General features: G+C 63.8%; 17 protein-coding genes. 8 read left to right on the plus strand and 9 right to left on the minus strand.

The genetic code is table 11. The features are described 5' to 3' along the window. Window positions 1-203 precede the first annotated feature (203 nt). Window positions 204-404, plus strand: a complete 201-nt coding sequence (locus ACUY1T_RS17400) for a DUF2905 domain-containing protein (RefSeq protein WP_446024843.1) — start codon at window positions 204-206, stop codon at window positions 402-404. On the opposite strand, the gene nosP is transcribed toward ACUY1T_RS17400, so the two are convergent. Continuing rightward, window positions 381-2,744 (minus strand): nitric oxide-sensing protein NosP, encoded by a 2,364-nt coding sequence (nosP, locus tag ACUY1T_RS17405; RefSeq protein ID WP_446024844.1) that lies wholly within the window; start codon window positions 2,742-2,744, stop codon window positions 381-383. The genes ACUY1T_RS17400 and nosP overlap by 24 nt on opposite strands. A 148-nt stretch (window positions 2,745-2,892) precedes the next feature. On the opposite strand from nosP, the gene ACUY1T_RS17410 reads away from it, so the two are divergent. Continuing rightward, complete coding sequence (locus ACUY1T_RS17410; RefSeq protein ID WP_446024845.1) at window positions 2,893-3,255, plus strand: c-type cytochrome; 363 nt, start codon at window positions 2,893-2,895, stop codon at window positions 3,253-3,255. A gap of 15 nt (window positions 3,256-3,270) precedes the next feature. Here the strand turns inward: ACUY1T_RS17410 and trpC are convergent, their stop codons facing one another. From trpC to ACUY1T_RS17425, 3 genes are read right to left on the minus strand one after another with little or no spacing between them, the layout of a single operon-like run. After that, the gene (trpC, locus tag ACUY1T_RS17415) at window positions 3,271-4,077 is read right to left on the minus strand and encodes an indole-3-glycerol phosphate synthase TrpC (protein WP_446024846.1); all 807 of its coding nucleotides are present in this window, start codon (window positions 4,075-4,077) and stop codon (window positions 3,271-3,273) included. A 43-nt stretch (window positions 4,078-4,120) separates the two neighbouring features. Next, window positions 4,121-5,140, minus strand: a complete 1,020-nt coding sequence (trpD, locus tag ACUY1T_RS17420) for an anthranilate phosphoribosyltransferase (protein ID WP_446024847.1) — start codon at window positions 5,138-5,140, stop codon at window positions 4,121-4,123. A gap of 26 nt (window positions 5,141-5,166) precedes the next feature. Continuing rightward, entirely contained in the window at window positions 5,167-5,751 is a 585-nt protein-coding gene (locus tag ACUY1T_RS17425) for an anthranilate synthase component II (RefSeq protein WP_446024848.1), read from the minus strand. 349 nt (window positions 5,752-6,100) lie between these two features. Between ACUY1T_RS17425 and ACUY1T_RS17430 the strand changes: the two genes are divergently transcribed. Then, window positions 6,101-7,078, plus strand: a complete 978-nt coding sequence (locus ACUY1T_RS17430) for a metal ABC transporter solute-binding protein, Zn/Mn family (RefSeq protein WP_446024849.1) — start codon at window positions 6,101-6,103, stop codon at window positions 7,076-7,078. An 82-nt stretch (window positions 7,079-7,160) separates the two neighbouring features. Here ACUY1T_RS17430 and trpE read toward each other — a convergent pair whose 3' ends face one another. From trpE to rpe, 4 genes are all read right to left on the minus strand, one after another. Next, window positions 7,161-8,645 carry an anthranilate synthase component I gene (trpE, locus tag ACUY1T_RS17435; protein WP_446024977.1) on the minus strand — a complete coding sequence of 495 codons (1,485 nt, stop codon included), beginning with the start codon at window positions 8,643-8,645 and terminating at the stop codon, window positions 7,161-7,163. Window positions 8,646-8,894: 249 nt separating this feature from the next. Next, window positions 8,895-9,560, minus strand: coding sequence for a phosphoglycolate phosphatase (locus tag ACUY1T_RS17440; protein WP_446024850.1), 666 nt, complete (start codon window positions 9,558-9,560; stop codon window positions 8,895-8,897). Next, window positions 9,545-9,805, minus strand: coding sequence for a GIY-YIG nuclease family protein (locus ACUY1T_RS17445; protein ID WP_446024851.1), 261 nt, complete (start codon window positions 9,803-9,805; stop codon window positions 9,545-9,547). Before ACUY1T_RS17445 ends, ACUY1T_RS17440 begins: the two co-directional genes overlap by 16 nt. A gap of 39 nt (window positions 9,806-9,844) precedes the next feature. Next, window positions 9,845-10,543: a ribulose-phosphate 3-epimerase gene (gene rpe / locus ACUY1T_RS17450; protein WP_446024852.1), complete on the minus strand. Its 699-nt coding sequence runs from the start codon at window positions 10,541-10,543 to the stop codon at window positions 9,845-9,847. A 180-nt stretch (window positions 10,544-10,723) separates the two neighbouring features. Between rpe and cysP the strand changes: the two genes are divergently transcribed. From cysP to ACUY1T_RS17470, 4 genes are read left to right on the plus strand one after another with little or no spacing between them, the layout of a single operon-like run. Continuing rightward, window positions 10,724-11,734: a thiosulfate ABC transporter substrate-binding protein CysP gene (gene cysP / locus ACUY1T_RS17455; RefSeq protein WP_446024853.1), complete on the plus strand. Its 1,011-nt coding sequence runs from the start codon at window positions 10,724-10,726 to the stop codon at window positions 11,732-11,734. Window positions 11,735-11,774: 40 nt separating this feature from the next. Then, window positions 11,775-12,638 carry a sulfate ABC transporter permease subunit CysT gene (gene cysT, locus ACUY1T_RS17460; RefSeq protein WP_446024854.1) on the plus strand — a complete coding sequence of 288 codons (864 nt, stop codon included), beginning with the start codon at window positions 11,775-11,777 and terminating at the stop codon, window positions 12,636-12,638. After that, window positions 12,638-13,465: a sulfate ABC transporter permease subunit CysW gene (gene cysW, locus ACUY1T_RS17465; protein ID WP_446024855.1), complete on the plus strand. Its 828-nt coding sequence runs from the start codon at window positions 12,638-12,640 to the stop codon at window positions 13,463-13,465. Before cysT ends, cysW begins: the two co-directional genes overlap by 1 nt. Beyond that, entirely contained in the window at window positions 13,462-14,559 is a 1,098-nt protein-coding gene (locus ACUY1T_RS17470) for a sulfate/molybdate ABC transporter ATP-binding protein (RefSeq protein ID WP_446024856.1), read from the plus strand. The genes cysW and ACUY1T_RS17470 overlap by 4 nt, the downstream gene beginning before the upstream one ends. 18 nt (window positions 14,560-14,577) lie before the next feature. On the opposite strand, the gene ACUY1T_RS17475 is transcribed toward ACUY1T_RS17470, so the two are convergent. Beyond that, the gene (locus ACUY1T_RS17475; RefSeq protein ID WP_446024857.1) at window positions 14,578-15,021 is read right to left on the minus strand and encodes a GNAT family N-acetyltransferase; all 444 of its coding nucleotides are present in this window, start codon (window positions 15,019-15,021) and stop codon (window positions 14,578-14,580) included. A gap of 201 nt (window positions 15,022-15,222) precedes the next feature. Here ACUY1T_RS17475 and ACUY1T_RS17480 point away from each other — a divergent pair, with 201 nt between their 5' ends. After that, window positions 15,223-15,813: a YajG family lipoprotein gene (locus ACUY1T_RS17480; protein WP_446024858.1), complete on the plus strand. Its 591-nt coding sequence runs from the start codon at window positions 15,223-15,225 to the stop codon at window positions 15,811-15,813. Window positions 15,814-15,842 lie beyond the last annotated feature (29 nt).

A 15,842-nucleotide genomic window follows, 5' to 3' on the forward strand; every position in this document is an offset into this window, starting at 1 on the left:
CGAGGATGAGGCCAACCGCGGCCGCCTGCTGGCCACCGGCTACTCCTGTCGCAGCCAGGCCAAGCGGCTCTCCGGCCACGCCTTGCCGCACCCGCTGCAGGGGCTACTGGCCCATCTGCGTCAGTTGAGCTGGTAAAAGAGAAAGGCCGGCGAGGATGCCACCGGCCTTTCGGATCGCACAAGCAGGAAGAACAGGAGGCAGGATGTCCCGCACCCTGATCGTCATCGGCCTGTGTATCGTCGCCATTGGCCTGTTCTGGCCATGGCTCTCCAAGCTGCCTCTCGGCCAGTTGCCGGGAGACATCGCCATTCGCCGCGAGAATTTCTCGCTCTACTTCCCGATCACCACCATGATCCTGCTGAGCTTGCTCATCAGCGGATTACTGTGGTTGCTCAATCGCTGAGGAGCTTTCGCCCGGGGCACGCCGGACAGGCAGCCAAAGGGTAAAGGTCGTGCCCTCGCCGGGCTGACTGTCGACTTCGATGCGCCCCCCGTGCTTCTGGACAATGCCATAGGAAAGCGACAAACCAAGGCCAGTCCCCTGGCCGACCGGCTTGGTGGTGAAGAAGGGGTCGAATATCCGCGACTGCAGCTCGGCTGGAATCCCTGCGCCGTCATCGGCAAAGGCGAGCCAGACCTGATCGCCTTCACTGCCGGTGCGAAGGGTAATGGTGCCATGTTCTTCGATCGCCTGGGCCGCATTGATCAACAGGTTGAGGAAGACCTGGTTGAGTTGGGCCGGCACGCACTCGACCGCAGGCAGTTGGCCATATTCGCGCACTACCGTGGCTTTGTACTTGATCTCATTCGCCACCACGTTGAGCGTACTCTCAAGCCCCTGATGGAGATCGGCAAACTGCCAATCGGTGGCCCCGGTACGGGAGAAGTCGCGCAGGTCCTGAACGATGCGCCGTACTCGGGCCGTGCCGTCGATCGATTCAGCGATCAGCGCACCGACATCTTCGCGCAAATAGTCCAGTTCGAGCTCCGTCTTGAGCTGCGCGATCTCCCCAGCAGCCTCGGCCGTCAATGACGGCTCGACCGACTCGTAGACGTCGATCAGGCGCAGCAGGTCGTCGATGTACTGGCGCAGCGTGTTGAGGTTGGAATTGACGAAGCCAATGGGATTGTTGATCTCGTGAGCAACACCAGCAGCAAGTTGACCGATCGAGGCGAGCTTCTCCGATTGAAGCAGTTGATTGTGGGCCTCTTCCAGCTTGCCGATGAGGACTCGTTGCTCCTCCTTCTCCCGTTCCAGGGCCACGAGGGCCTCACGCCGCTCGCGGATCTCCCTCGCCATCCCTTCCTGTGCCTGCTGCAGGGCACGATTGATCTGCTCGTTCTCGCGCAGCGCCGCTTCCAGCTCCCTGGTCCTGGCCCGCACCTGATCCTCCAGCATCACCGCAGTCTGGAAGAGGCTGAAACCAGAGCCCCTCACGCTAGTGCTGCGCTCGGCGCGATCCATCAAGGCCTGTACCATCTTGTGCAGCTGTTCGGTCCCGAGCTGTCGCCTCGGCATCGGCATCGGCTGGGCATCGCCGGATCGCGGCACCTGCTGTCTGTGACGGTCAGGCAGGCTCCAGTTGCTTACCGGTCCGCTCATTTCTGTGCGGGCGTGACCACCAATGGCGATGCCGGTCAGCGTCTGGTTCATATGCACACCACCGTATTGCTCGCCATAGGTACTGAATCCGACCGCGTTGTGGCGGTCGAAAACCGCCTCCACCGCGGCCTTGGTATTCTTCTGCGTGGCCTCCAGATTGCGCAGTATGCAATCACAGGAGAGAACCAACTGGGGTGTGCCGAGTTCCTCGCACAGCTGCGTCATCGTTGCCTCCAGGTCGGAGACCAGATCCATACCCCGGGCCACGCGCAGGACCAGCCCCTCGTCGATGGCACTATAGAAGGTCAAGCTGCCGTCTGGCCCAGCCTTCTGTATCGAGCGTACGTAATCGGTGCCGTCGATCAGTACGACCACCGGCGCAGCAGCAAAATGGTGTGGCTCGAGCGCCTCCACCGTGACGCCTATCAGCTCGGCATAGGCTTGGGCGGCAGGTATGCCGTTGATCTCGTGTACCACTCGCTGCTCCGCATCGGCCCGGGTGACGACCAGGCGATTTTCCAGCGAGAGGAAGTGCTGCGTCTTGAACAGGCGGAACGGGAAATCGGTACTCAGCAGGATCAACACGGCACTGTCGTGATGGAAGGCACCGTCATGGAAGACCCAGGTTTGGGTAAAGCTCAGATCATCGCCAGCCGAGCCGCCCACCAGCACAATATCTCCCAGCGCCGTCTGTAGCGATCGTGCCACCTGCTCTTCGCGCACGGAAAGGCCATCGATGAGAAGGAAACCAAAGCTGTTGACGCCGCTCGGTCTTGTCGCGCGCGCATCGAGGCCTTGCAGGAGAGAGTCGGTAAAGGTCTGACCACGAGCGATACTGAATTCCTGAAGGGCGTCCAGCCGCCCGGTTACCGCCGTACAGCTGCCGGCCGGGAAACTGACACCGGTGAGCGTGTGGTCGAGATAGCCCAGGGGACCAATTTCGCCAGCAGTAGTGCAGCCCACCACCGGCAAGTCACCGAACAGGCAATTCATCTCGTCAGCCAGTGCCGTCAGGTCATAGTGGCTGGAACAGAAGAACAGCACCAGCTCGGTGTCGGGCTGCATCACCTCCTGGTGAAACTCGCGCACGGCAGTGCGGGCATCGTCAGCGCGGGTCTGCATGCTGCGAATCCGGCTCATGGCTGCTTCCCTCGTGGATCGTTCCTATTGTTATCGGCCGCGGCCGTTGAAGATTGAGACCTGATGTCAACTGAGAACACGATGAGGATGGGCTCCGTCACCAATACAGTTGATCTACTTTCGGGAACGGCTCCGCCGAGACGAGGTCATGACGCCCCAGGCCCGGGGTCTGTCGGACGCAGAGATCCAGGCGCTGGCGGCTTACTATGCCGAGCAACCCGTGAATGCACCTGATATCGAGCCAGAGACGGGCCTGATGGAGCGAGGGCGCGAGCTGGCACGTCAGCACCGCAGCGCCAGCTGTCATCGCTCCGACTTTTCGGGACAGGAGCAGATGCCTCGCCTGGCCCATCAGCGCGAGGATTATCTCGCTCAGGCCATGCTGGCCTATCGAGAGCGCAACCGTGGCGGGCCGGACACGACCATGTTAGACGTCATGCGTGGCATCGACGACGACGAGATCGCGGCGCTGGCCCACTATCTCGCCCACTTCTCCTCGAACGACGGCTAGCCTATAGGGAGCGATTCAGTAGAAAAGACGCCGCAGCGCTTCACCCGGCTCCTGTTCGCGCATGAACGCCTCGCCGACCAGGAAGCCATGCACGTCGTGCTCGCGCATGCGCAGCACGTCGGCCTGGGTGTGGATGCCGGACTCCGTCACCACGGTAACGTCGGCAGGAATGCGTGGCAGCAGTTCCAGGGTGGTCTCCAGGCGGGTCTCGAAAGTATGAAGATTGCGGTTGTTGATGCCCACCAGGCCGATGCCGAGCTTGAGTGCGCGCTCTAGCTCCAGGGCGTCGTGCACCTCGACCAGCACGTCCATGCCCAGCGCCACCGCCTGCTGCTGGAGGTCGGCCATTTTGCTGTCGTCCAGCGCGGCGACGATCAGCAGGATGCAATCGGCGCCTATGGAGCGTGCCTCACTGACTTGATAACCATGCACGATGAAGTCCTTGCGGATCACCGGTAGGTCGCACGCCTCGCGCGCCTCGATGAGGAAGTCCTCGTGACCCTGGAAGAAGTCGGCATCGGTCAGCACCGAGAGGCAGGCAGCCCCGCCAGTGGCGTAGCTCGCGGCGATCTCGGCGGGACGGAAGTCCTCGCGGATCACTCCCTTGGAGGGCGAGGCCTTCTTGATCTCGGCGATCACCGCCGGGTCGCCCTCGGCGATACGCCGGTCGAGGGCGGCGATGAAGCCGCGCGGGGCACTCTGGCGCCGGGCCAGCTCCAGTAGCTCGGCTTCGGACACGGCGCGGCTTCGCTCGGCCACTTCTTCGTCCTTGCGGGCCAGGATGCGGGTGAGAATGGTCGGGGCGTCCTGAGTGGGGCTCATAATGTCGGATCTCGGTACGGGCGGCAGCGGCCGCAAATGAACGTCATGAAATCAGTACGCGGGTGAAATCGGCCAGTTCCTTCATCTTTTCCAGCGGCAGCTTGGATGCCTGAGCGTCCTGGGCCATCAGAATGCCCTCCTTCAGCGTGTCGGCAATACCCGCGCAGTAGAGCGCCGCCCCGGCATTGAGGGAGACGATGTCTGCCGCCGGCCCGTCGCCTACCAGCGCCTCGCGCACCAGCCGCAGGCTATCCTCGGCGCTAACCACCTTCAGCGGAGCCAGCTCCTGTCGCTCGATGCCGAACTCTTCGGGCGTGATCGTGTAATGGCGAATTTCACCCCCCTTGAGTTCGGCAACCCGGGTCGGGGCGGCCAGGGAAATCTCGTCCAGCCCGTCCTCGGCATGCACCACCATGACGTGGCGGCTGCCGAGGTTCTTCAGTACCTCCGCCATCAGCGGCACCAATTCGGCGGAATAGACACCTAATACTTGGTTCGGTGCGCCGGCGGGGTTGGTCAACGGACCGAGGATATTGAACAGGGTGCGCACGCCCATTTCACGGCGCGGCCCGATGGCGTAGCGCATGGCAGGATGGTGATTGGGCGCGAACATGAAGCCGACGCCCACCTGCTCGATACAGCGCGCCACCTGCTCCGGCTTGAGGTCCAGATGGATGCCCGCCATGTCGAACAGGTCGGCACTGCCGGAGGAGGAAGAAACGCTGCGATTGCCGTGCTTGGCCACGTGGGCACCAGCCGCCGCGGCCACGAAGCTGGAAGCGGTCGAGACATTGAACAGATTGGCGCCGTCGCCGCCGGTGCCGACGATGTCTACCACATTGTCGGCCACCACATGCACCCGTTTCATCAACTCGCGCATCACCTGAGCCGCGGCGCCGATTTCCTCGGCACTCTCCCCCTTCATGGCCAGGCCCACCAGCAGGCCGCCGATCTGGGCATCGGAAGCCTCGCCAGTCATGATCTGGTGCATCACCGCATGGGTGGCATCGAAGCTCAGGTTCTCATGGCGCATCACCGCGGCGATGGCGTCTCGCATCTGCATGGGCAGGAACTCCTCTTTCGTGCGGGTCAGCGGCGCTTCAGGAAATTGGCCAGCAGCTCGTGTCCCTGGCGGGTCAGGATCGACTCCGGGTGGAACTGCACACCTTCGATATCCAGCTCGCGATGACGCAGCCCCATGATCAGACCGGGGGTCACGTCATCGTCATCGGTCCAGGCCGTGACCTCGAGGCAGCCGGGCAGCGTCCCGGCTTCCACCACCAGGGAATGATAGCGGGTGACTTCGAGCGGATCCTCGAGGCCGGCGAACACGCCCTGACCATTATGGCGGATCTGCGAAGTCTTGCCGTGCATCACCTGAGGCGCACGCACCACCTTGCCGCCATAGACCTGGCCGATGGCCTGGTGCCCCAGGCAGATGCCCAGGATCGGCAAGCGGCCGGCAAAATGTTCGATGGCGGCAAGGGAAATACCGGCCTCGTTGGGTGTGCAGGGTCCCGGCGAGATCACAAGGTGGCTCGGCGCCAGCGCCTCGATCTGCTCCAGCGTGATGGCATCGTTGCGATAGGTGGCCACCTCGGCCCCCAGCTCACCCAGATACTGCACCACGTTGAAGGTGAAGCTGTCATAGTTGTCGATCATCAGCACGGACATGGCGATAAGGTCCTGTTCAAGCGAATCTTTTCCGGTGTTTCGTGTTGCTCGGCCAGCCGTGCAGGGCCTGCTTCGGACACAAAAAAGCCGCCCCGACGGCGGCATTTTTTTCAGTCGTCAGCGTGCCGCCCCTCGCTCAGGAGCGCCACCACTGGATCGAATTTGGCATATAGGCGTTTGCGTTCATGACGCAATAGTGCCGTCGTGGCTGCCGGGCTGTCAACGCATGATGGCGGCTTGCCGCGACACCGGGCTAGCCGAAGCGCGAGGATCTCCGGCGCTGCTGGCAAGCGTACTCCCCAATCTCTATCATCGGGGCACATGCGCAACCGCAAAAAGGAGATTGACGATGCGCTTTACCCGCCGTGCCCGTTTCTGGCTGGCTCTACCTCTCGCCGCCATGGTCGGTGGCGTTTCAGCAGCAGCAGCCAATCCCAAGGTGGTCGCAAGTTTTTCGATCCTTGGTGATCTGGTCAACCAGGTCGGCGGGAACGATATCGAACTGGTGGTGTTGGCGCCTGCCGGCGCCGAAGTGCATGAGTGGGAACTGACGCCAGATAACTTCATCGCGCTGGAAGATGCCGATCTCGTCTTCTACAACGGCTATCAACTCGAGCAGTGGATGCGTCAAGTCCATGCCACGGTGGGCAACCGAGCGCCGCTGGTGGCACTCGCCGAAGCGACGGAATACCCCACCCAGCCAATCATCACCGGCGAATATACCGGCGAACCCGATCCCCACCTGTGGATGGACCCGCATGCGGTCGTCGCCTATATGCAGGTAATTGCCGACCAACTGGCCGAGCTGTACCCGCAGGCCGCCGACAATTTCCAGGCCCGGGCCAGCGCCGCCAAGGAGAAACTCGCCGCCCTGCATGATGAGATCAACGAACTGCTGGAGGCAATTCCCGAGGAACAGCGAGTCCTGATCACCACCGAGGCAGCGTTCGTCTACTTCGCCGACGCCTATGGCTTTCGCCATGACGGGGTCTGGGGCAACAATGCCGAAACCGAAGGCTCGCCCCAGCAGGTCATGCGCATCGTCGACCTCATCGAGGAGACCCGACCAGCCGCCCTGTTCTGGGAGAGCACCCTGTCGGACCGCTACATCCGCAGCATTGCCGCCGACATTGACATACCCATTGCCGGCCCGCTCTATGTCGACTCCCTCAGCGAGCCCGATGGCGACGCCTCGAACTATGTGGCCATGATGCGCCACAACGCCAGGCTGATCCGTCGCGCCCTGCTTGAGGATGAGCAGGGGGAAGAAGCGCAAGGCGAAGAAGAACAAGACAAAGAGCAACAGGACACCGGCGAGGGCGAGTGAGCGCCAGCCATGCGCCTGCCTGAACGCAAGCGGCCCTGCCTCCTGACGGTCTGGAGACAGGGCCGCGGCCCATCGAGGACGCCTAGAGGTTGTCCAGGCCCTTCTCGGCCATGGCCACCGCACGGAAGATGGCGCGCCCCTTGTTGAGGGTCTCCTGCCACTCGAGTTCAGGCACGGAGTCGGCGACCACGCCGGCCCCGGCCTGCACGTGAAGCTTGCCGTCCTTGATCACCGCCGTGCGGATGGCAATCGCGGTATCCATGTTGCCATGCCACGACAGGTAGCCCACCGCACCGGAATAGATGCCACGCTTGACCGGCTCGAGTTCGTCGATGATCTCCAGCGCCCGGATCTTGGGGGCGCCCGACAGGGTGCCCGCCGGGAAGGTGGCGCGCAGCACGTCCATGGCGGAAAGACCCGGCTTCAGCCTCCCGGTGACGTTGGAGACGATATGCATCACATGGGAGTAGCGCTCCACGGCCATCTGATCGGTGACCTGCACCGAGCCCGTCTCGCAGATACGGCCCACGTCATTGCGTCCCAGGTCGATCAGCATGAGGTGTTCGGCGATCTCCTTGGGGTCGGCCAGCAGCTCGGCCTCGAGCGCACGGTCCTCCTCCTCGGTGCGACCGCGCACGCGGGTGCCGGCGATCGGCCGCACCGTTACCTCGCCATCCTCGAGTCGGGTGAGGATCTCGGGAGACGAGCCCACCACGTGGTGATCGCCCAAGTTGAAGAAGAACATGTAGGGCGAGGGGTTGAGGCTGCGCAGCGCGCGATAGAGATCGAGCGGCGGCGCCTGGTAGGGGATCGACATGCGCTGCGAGGGCACGCACTGCATCACGTCGCCGGCCAGCACGTACTCCTTGATGCTTTCCACCGCCGCCTTGAACCCGGTTTCGGTGAAGCCCGAGGTGAAGTGGCCCTCTTCCACCGCACTGCGCCCGGTGCCCGGGCTCGCGGCGTTGACGACGGCGGTGCGCAGGCGCCGCTCCAGCCCTTCCAGGCGCGCCATCGCCGTGGCATAGGCCTCGGCGGCCGTGGGGTCGACATGGGTCCACAGCGTCAGGCGGCCAGACAGGTTGTCGAACACCACCAGATCGTCGCAGACCATCAGCAGGATGTCCGGCACGCCCAGCGGGTCGGGCTTCTCGACGCCCCGCAGGCGCGGCTCGATGTAGCGGATGGTGTCATACCCGAAGTAGCCGACCAGGCCGCCATCGAAGCGCGGCTGGTCGTCGAGCTTGGGCACGCGGAAACGGCCATGGAACTGTTCGATCCATGCGAGGGGATCTTCTACCTCGACCCGTTCCCGGCACTCGCCCTGCTGGAAATGGCTGACGCTGAAGCCATGCACCTCGATCCGCTCGTGGCTCGGCAGGCCGATGATCGAGTAGCGCCCCCACTTCTCTCCCCCCTGAACCGACTCGAGCAGGAAGGTCCAGGGCTCGTCGGCCAGCTTGAGATAGGTCGACAGCGGTGTATCGAGATCGGCCAGCACCTCGCGGGTGACCGGAATGCGGTTATAGCCGGCCTCGGCCAGGGCATGGAAACGTTCGGACGTCATCATGACGATTTCCTCGAAGGTAAGTCGGTGTCGGATAGCGAATATCGGAAAGGAGTGAAGCTCGTGTGAGCGTCACCATCGCCAGCCGGCAGACTCGGCGAAGAACGACACCATCGAAGTGGCGGCCTGGCGAAGGCTGCCATACGCAGAGGAGGGGTCATGCAGCATCATGCTGTCCATCGAAGCGTGTCCCGCGGGATAGGCAAACGGAAGGATTCCGAGGTCATTGATAGGGTTCGAAAATCGACCCTAAACGAGTTCCGCCAGTGAATCAACCAGCGCATCCGGCCGGCTATCGCGGATCGGCTCGCCGTGGTTGTAACCATAGGGAACCGCCAGGGTACGGAACCCGGCGGCTCGGCCGGCAGCCACGTCGTGACGCGAATCGCCCACCATCAGGCAAGCCGAAGAGGGCTGACCGAAATGCGCCGCCATATGCAGCAGCGGTGCCGGGTCGGGCTTCTTCTGCGCCAGGCTGTCGCCGCCCAAACAGAGCGCGAAATGCTCCTCGAGGCCGAACTGGGCCAGAATAGGTCGAATGAAGGCGAATGGCTTGTTGGTCACGAGCGTCAGTGTCAGCCCCCTGGCTCGCAGGGCGTCCAGGCACTCGCGCACCCCGGGATAAAGGCACGTGCGCGAGCCGGGATCACGCCCGTAGTGTTCGAGAAAGGCCTCATGGGCACGGGCCAGTGACTCCCCGTCGGGGGGCTCACCCTGAGCGAAGGCCAGCGCCCTTTCCATCAGCTTGAGCGAGCCGTTGCCCACCCAGTCACGCACCCGCGCCTCGCCTGCTGCTGGCAGACCGAGCTCCCTCAGGCTGGCATCTACCGCCACCGCCAGGTCGGGCACGGAATCCACCAGAGTGCCGTCCAGGTCGAAGCTGATCAGGCGTATGTCGTTCAGGATGGGATGCATGACGTTTCCTCGAGGCCTTGACGGCCCTGTAACCAGCTCCGCTTGCGCGCTGCCGAAAGACGCTTGATCTCGGCCTCGAGCCGCAGCGCATCGCCGTGGCTGCCCACCGGCTCCTGATGCACCAGCGCCAGCGGCCCGCGTCCCCGCAGCGCCTTGGCACCCTGCCCCGCCTCATGCTGCGCCACGCGCCTGGCCACGTCGGTGGTGATCCCCGTATAGAGCGTGCCCCGAGGCGTTTCGACCATATACAGGTACCACAATGTCGGCGGTTTGGTCATTGCGGCCTACACCGACGCCAGCTGCTCGCGGAAAGCGCGTACGACGCTATCGTAACGGTTCGGGTCGCTGTCGTTGCCGGCCTTGAACACAGCCGAGCCGGCCACGAAGGTATCGGCCCCGGCACGCGCGATCTCGGCAATGTTGTCGACCTTCACACCGCCATCGATCTCGAGACGGATATCCAGGCCCGACGCATCGATGCGCCGCCGCGCTTCACGCAGCTTGTCGAGCGTGCCCGGAATGAAGGCCTGGCCACCGAAGCCGGGGTTGACGCTCATCAGCAGGATCATGTCGAGCTTGTCCATCACGTAGTCGAGATAGGAGAGCGGCGTGGCCGGGTTGAACACCAGTCCCGCCATGCAGCCGCCATCGCGAATCAGCTGCAGCGAGCGGTCGATATGGTCCGAGGCCTCCGGGTGAAAGGTGATGTAGGTGGCGCCGGCGTCGATGAAGTCGCCGATCAGCCGATCCACCGGCTTGACCATCAGGTGGGCGTCGATGGGGGCCGTCACGCCATGCTTGCGCAGCGCCTCGCAGACCATGGGCCCGATAGTCAGGTTAGGCACGTAGTGGTTGTCCATGACGTCGAAGTGGACGATGTCGGCCCCGGCAGCCAGTACGTTGTCCACTTCCTCACCCAGGCGGGCGAAGTCGGCGGAAAGAATGGAGGGGGCTATCAGGAAGTCGCGGTTCGCGTCGCTCATCGGTATGTCAACCATCGCACGGAAAAGAGACGTCATGTTACCAGACTGCCCGAATGTCGGGGACAGCCGATGGCCGTCCGGCCAATGAAGCTTATAGAGAAAAAGAATAAAAACAAGGATTGTAATTCCACATTTGCAATCCTACTCTAGCCACTAAGTTCCCTTTGTCGGAGACATTGAATGCGACTCACCACCCTTCGCCATGCCCTTCTCGCCGCCGCCCTGGGCGTCGGCCTGGCGACGCCGGCGCTGGCCGCAGAGCGCGAGCTGCTCAACTCCTCTTACGACATCGCCCGCGAGCTGTTCGCAGCGGTCAATCCTGAGTTCCGCAGCCACTGGCAGGCGGAGAATGGCGAAGAAGTCGACATCCAGCAGTCCCACGGCGGATCATCGGCCCAGGCCCGTGCCATCCTCCAGGGTCTGCGCGCCGACGTGGTCACCTACAACCAGGTTACCGACGTGCAGGTGCTGGCCGATGCCGGCCTGGTCGCCGAGGACTGGCAGCAGCAGTTGCCCAACAACGCCTCGCCCTACTACTCCACCACTGCCTTCCTGGTACGCAAGGACAATCCCAAGGGCATCGAGAGCTGGGATGACCTGGTGCGTGAAGACGTCAAGATGGTCTTTCCCAACCCCAAGACCTCGGGTAACGGCCGCTACACCTACCTGGCCGCGTGGGGCTTTGCCCAGCAGGAGTTCGATGGCGACGAGGACCAGGTTCACGATTTCATGCGCACCTTCCTGCGCAACGTGGCGGTGTTCGACACCGGCGGTCGTGGCGCTACCACCAGCTTCATCGAACGCGGCATCGGCGACGTGCTGATAAGCTTCGAATCCGAAGTCAACAACATTCGTAAGGAATATGGCGAAGACGACTACGAGGTCATCGTACCGCCGGTCAGCATCCTGGCCGAGTTCCCGGTGGCCGTGGTCGAAACCAACGCCGAGCGCAACGGCAACCTGGACCTGGCCCAGGCCTACCTGGAATACCTCTATGGCGAGGAAGCCCAGCGCATGCTGGCCGGCTTCAACTACCGGGTGCACCACGAGGCGGTGGTCGAAGAGTTCGCCGAGCAATTCCCCGAGACCGAGCTGCTGACCGTCGAGGAGATCGTCGGCAGCTGGGAGGAAGCCATGGAGACCCATTTCGGTGGCGGCGGCATGCTCGATCAGCTGCAACGCCGTCGCTGATGGCGGCACTTTATGACGTCCACGGCGTGAACGAGACAGCATGAATACCCGATCCTTTGCCATCGGCCTCGGCAGCACCCCCAAGCGGGTGCTGCCGGGTTTCGGCCTGTCGCTCGGCATCAGCCTGACCTTCGTCTCACTGATGTTGCTACTGCCCATGACCGGGCTGTTCGGCCAGTTGGCGGGGCTCAGCCTGGCCGAATACTGGGCGATCATCACCAACGACCGGGTGGTGGCGAGTTATGTGGTGACCATCGGTGCCGCCGCCGTAGCAGCTATCGTCAATGGCGCCTTCGGCCTGCTGCTGGCCTGGGTGCTGGTACGCTACGAATTCCCCGGTAAACGCCTGCTCGACGCACTGATGGACCTGCCCTTTGCGCTGCCTACCGCGGTAGCCGGTATCACTCTTGCCACTCTCTACTCCAGCAACGGCTGGATGGGCAGGCTACTGGAGCCGCTCGGCTTGCAGGTGGCCTATACCTGGGTCGGTATCGCCCTGGCTATGGCCTTCACCAGCATTCCCTTCGTAGTGCGCACGGTGCAGCCGGTACTCGAGGACATGCCCCATGAAATGGACGAGGCCGCGCTGACGCTGGGCGCATCCGACCTCACCGGCTTTCGCCGCGTGATCCTGCCGCATCTGTGGCCGGCCCTGGTGACCGGCACCGGGCTTGCCTTCGTGCGCTCACTGGGTGAGTTCGGCGCGATCATCTTCATCGCCGGCAACATGCCCTACGAGACCGAGATCACCGCGCTGATGATCTTCGTGCGCTTGCAGGAGTACGACTACGCCGGCGCCTCGGCCATCGCCTCGGTGGTGCTGTTCGTCTCGCTCGCCCTGCTGCTCGCCATCAACATCTGGCAGGGCCGCTTCATCAAGCGTCTGCACGGAGGACACGGCTGATGCAACGAATCGGTGATGGTCCTGCCGTTCGGCGCCTGCTGATCGGCGCCGCCGTAGTCCTGGCAGCGCTGTTCCTGCTGCTGCCGCTGGTGGCGATCTTCGCCCAGGCCTTCGTGCGGGGCTTCGACGTGTTCTGGGCCAACGTCACCAACCACTACACCCTGGCGGCGATCCAACTGACCCTGGTCATTGCCGTGCTGACGATCCCGGTGTGCCTGGTATTCGGCGTGGCGCTGGCCTGGCTGGTCACTCGCTTCCGCTTCCCAGGGCGGCGCATCCTGCAGACCCTGATCGACATCCCCTTTGCCGTCTCGCCAGTGGTGGCGGGGCTGGTCTACCTGCTGCTCTACGGCCGCACCGGCTGGCTCGGCAGCTGGCTCGACGGCCATGATATCCAGCTGATGTTCGCCTGGCCCGGCATTCTGATGGTTACCATCTTCGTCACCTGCCCCTTCGTCGCCCGTGAACTGATCCCGCTGATGCAGGCCCAGGGCTCCCGCGAAGAGGAGGCTGCAGTCACCCTCGGGGCACCGGGCTGGACGATATTTCGCCGGGTCACGCTGCCCAACATTCGCTGGGCGCTACTCTACGGCGTGATCCTGACCAATGCCCGGGCAGTAGGGGAATTCGGCGCCGTCTCGGTAGTGTCCGGCGCCATTCGCGGCCAGACCAACACCCTGCCGCTGCACCTGGAGCAGCTCTACCAGGACTACAACACCGTGGGCGCTTTCGCCAGCGCGTCGCTGCTGGCCCTCATCGCCCTGCTCACGCTGGTCGCCAAGGCCAGCCTGGAATGGCGCGCTGCGCGCCGGGAGGTTCACGCATGAGCATCCGCCTTCACGATATCGGCAAGCACTTCGGCAAGACCCGAGCGCTGGAGCCGATCAGCCTGGACATCGCCGAAGGCGAGCTGGTCGGTCTGCTCGGCCCCTCCGGCTCCGGCAAGACCACGCTGCTGCGCATCATTGCCGGGCTGGAGACGGCAGACGACGTGGCCGGTGCCCGCATCCTGTTCGGCAAGCGCGACGTGACCCACCTGCACGTGCGCGACCGCCGCATCGGCTTCGTGTTCCAGCACTACGCCCTGTTCCGGCACATGACGGTGTTCGACAACGTGGCCTTCGGCCTCAGCGTGATGCCGCGCAAGAACCGCCCCTCGAGCGGCGAGATCCGCAGCCGGGTGCATCGCCTGCTGGAGATGGTCAAGCTCGAGCACATGGCCCATCGCTATCCCGCGCAGCTCTCCGGCGGCCAGCAGCAGCGGGTCTCGCTGGCCCGTGCGCTCGCCCTGCGTCCCGACGTGCTGCTGCTCGACGAACCCTTCGGCGCGCTGGACGCCAAGGTGCGCCAGGAGCTGCGCCGCTGGCTGCGGCATCTGCACGACGAACTGAACTTCACCAGCCTGTTCGTCACCCATGACCAGGAGGAAGCGCTCGAGCTTTCCGATCGGGTGGTGGTGATGAGCAACGGCCGCATCGAGCAGATCGACACCCCCGATCAACTCTACCGCCACCCGGCCAACCGCTTCGTTTTCGAGTTCCTGGGTGACGTCAACCACCTGGAAGGTACAGTGCGCAACGGCATACTGACCTGCGGTGACGCCCACCTGGCGGTGGACCTGGCCGACGGCCCGGAAGAGTTGCTGTTGCGCCCTCATGAGCTCGAGCTGAGGGAGTCCCCCACGCCCAACGCTCATATGCCGGTTAGCGTGACGGCCATCTCCCCGGTAGGGGCCGAGGTACGGGTCGAGCTGGAGGCCGACTGGCTCGGTGAGCCGTGGCTGGCTACGATCAGCCATGCCGATTACGAAAGGCTCGGCCTCACCCGTGGCGTGCGCCTTCATGCCCTGCCCCGGCGCTGGCATCGATTTCCGCAAGAGCGCAGTGAACAGCCGGCGAGAACTCCGGCAGCGGTGAGCTGAGCGATCAGGCGGACACACTCAAGTAGTTTCGTTGCTCCGGCGAACCCAGGCCATAAGCGTCTCGTTCTCGCCACTGAGCGGTTCACGGCGCTCCTCGACGACCTGGAAGCCCAGCCGGCGATAGAAGGAAACGGCGCGCACGTTGCGCGAGTAGACGCAGAGGGTGATACGCTCCCGCTGCCCCATGGCATGGGCCATCAGGTGGGTGCCGTGGCCGAAGCTCTGCACCTCGGGATCGATGAACAGCGCTTCCAGGTGATCGCCGTTGAGCGCGGCAAAGCCGATGGCGCGACCGGCCGCCTCGAGCACGTAGGTTTCCGCTCCGGGCAGATAAATTCTCGCCATATCGTCGGCACGCTCGTGCCAGAACCTCGCCGGTATGAAATCGTGGGCCAGCAGCGAGGCACGTAGCCAGATGTCGACGAGCTGCGGTATGTCTTCAGGAATGGCGGGGCGTATCATCCAGCGTCTCCCTCACTTGAGAGGCGTAATGCGGAAAAAACCAGTGTAACCGCTTCATCCTGCAATGGCGCAACGCTGTTGCCTTCGAGCACCTGGCGATATACTGCGCCCGTGCCTGAAGCCAGCGTCCCTTAGCGGTTTCTCGCGCCGTTATTCCCGGGCCATGCCCATGACCCCGTACGACGATTTCCGGGAGGGAGAATGAACCGACGTCATGTCCTGCGTGCCACAGCTGCCCTGTTGGCGACTGCTCTGCTGGCCGGCTGCGCCAGCCCCCATTACCTGCAGTTGAATCCCCAGCGCAGCGTCTCGGTGCCGCAGACCGGCAGCGGACAGGCCGTGACAGTGGCCGCCGTGGACGAGCGCGACGACGACGTGATCGGTACCCGTACCGGCAGCGCCATGTCCACCGCCGTGATCACCGTCAGCGCCCACGAACTGGTGCCACACCTGCAGCGCGAAGCCGAGCGTGCCGTACGCGACATGGGCTTTTCACCGACGACCCAGCCCGGTAGCGGGCGGCCAAGCCTGACGGTTACGCTGCGCCACCTCGGCTACGAGCGCGGCGATAGCCGCCCGGTCATCGATGAAGCCCGCCTGGAAGCCGTGCTCGAGGTCAAGGTGACCAACCAGGGTACCACCTATACCGGCACCTATACCTCGCGCCGCTCACAGAGCTATGCCGTGCGCCCGGGTCGCGACGCCAACCGCCGCATGCTCAACGACCTGATCGGCGATGCCCTGGATCGCGCCTTCAGCGACCCGGAGCTGGCCCAGTTGCTGGCGCGCTGAATACGACAGGTCGCATAGACGAAGGGCCG

Source organism: Billgrantia sp. Q4P2, assembly GCF_052806135.1.

Excerpts from the sequence above, each read along its gene's own strand:
- ACUY1T_RS17400 (WP_446024843.1), top strand. The coding sequence starts at position 204 with ATGTCCCGCACCCTGATCGTCATCGGCCTGTGTATCGTCGCCATTGGC.
- nosP (WP_446024844.1), bottom strand. The coding sequence starts at position 2,744 with ATGAGCCGGATTCGCAGCATGCAGACCCGCGCTGACGATGCCCGCACT.
- ACUY1T_RS17410 (WP_446024845.1), top strand. The coding sequence starts at position 2,893 with ATGACGCCCCAGGCCCGGGGTCTGTCGGACGCAGAGATCCAGGCGCTG.
- trpC (WP_446024846.1), bottom strand. The coding sequence starts at position 4,077 with ATGAGCCCCACTCAGGACGCCCCGACCATTCTCACCCGCATCCTGGCC.
- trpD (WP_446024847.1), bottom strand. The coding sequence starts at position 5,140 with ATGCAGATGCGAGACGCCATCGCCGCGGTGATGCGCCATGAGAACCTG.
- ACUY1T_RS17425 (WP_446024848.1), bottom strand. The coding sequence starts at position 5,751 with ATGTCCGTGCTGATGATCGACAACTATGACAGCTTCACCTTCAACGTG.
- ACUY1T_RS17430 (WP_446024849.1), top strand. The coding sequence starts at position 6,101 with ATGCGCTTTACCCGCCGTGCCCGTTTCTGGCTGGCTCTACCTCTCGCC.
- trpE (WP_446024977.1), bottom strand. The coding sequence starts at position 8,645 with ATGACGTCCGAACGTTTCCATGCCCTGGCCGAGGCCGGCTATAACCGC.
- ACUY1T_RS17440 (WP_446024850.1), bottom strand. The coding sequence starts at position 9,560 with ATGCATCCCATCCTGAACGACATACGCCTGATCAGCTTCGACCTGGAC.
- ACUY1T_RS17445 (WP_446024851.1), bottom strand. The coding sequence starts at position 9,805 with ATGGTCGAAACGCCTCGGGGCACGCTCTATACGGGGATCACCACCGAC.
- rpe (WP_446024852.1), bottom strand. The coding sequence starts at position 10,543 with ATGAGCGACGCGAACCGCGACTTCCTGATAGCCCCCTCCATTCTTTCC.
- cysP (WP_446024853.1), top strand. The coding sequence starts at position 10,724 with ATGCGACTCACCACCCTTCGCCATGCCCTTCTCGCCGCCGCCCTGGGC.
- cysT (WP_446024854.1), top strand. The coding sequence starts at position 11,775 with ATGAATACCCGATCCTTTGCCATCGGCCTCGGCAGCACCCCCAAGCGG.
- cysW (WP_446024855.1), top strand. The coding sequence starts at position 12,638 with ATGCAACGAATCGGTGATGGTCCTGCCGTTCGGCGCCTGCTGATCGGC.
- ACUY1T_RS17470 (WP_446024856.1), top strand. The coding sequence starts at position 13,462 with ATGAGCATCCGCCTTCACGATATCGGCAAGCACTTCGGCAAGACCCGA.
- ACUY1T_RS17475 (WP_446024857.1), bottom strand. The coding sequence starts at position 15,021 with ATGATACGCCCCGCCATTCCTGAAGACATACCGCAGCTCGTCGACATC.
- ACUY1T_RS17480 (WP_446024858.1), top strand. The coding sequence starts at position 15,223 with ATGAACCGACGTCATGTCCTGCGTGCCACAGCTGCCCTGTTGGCGACT.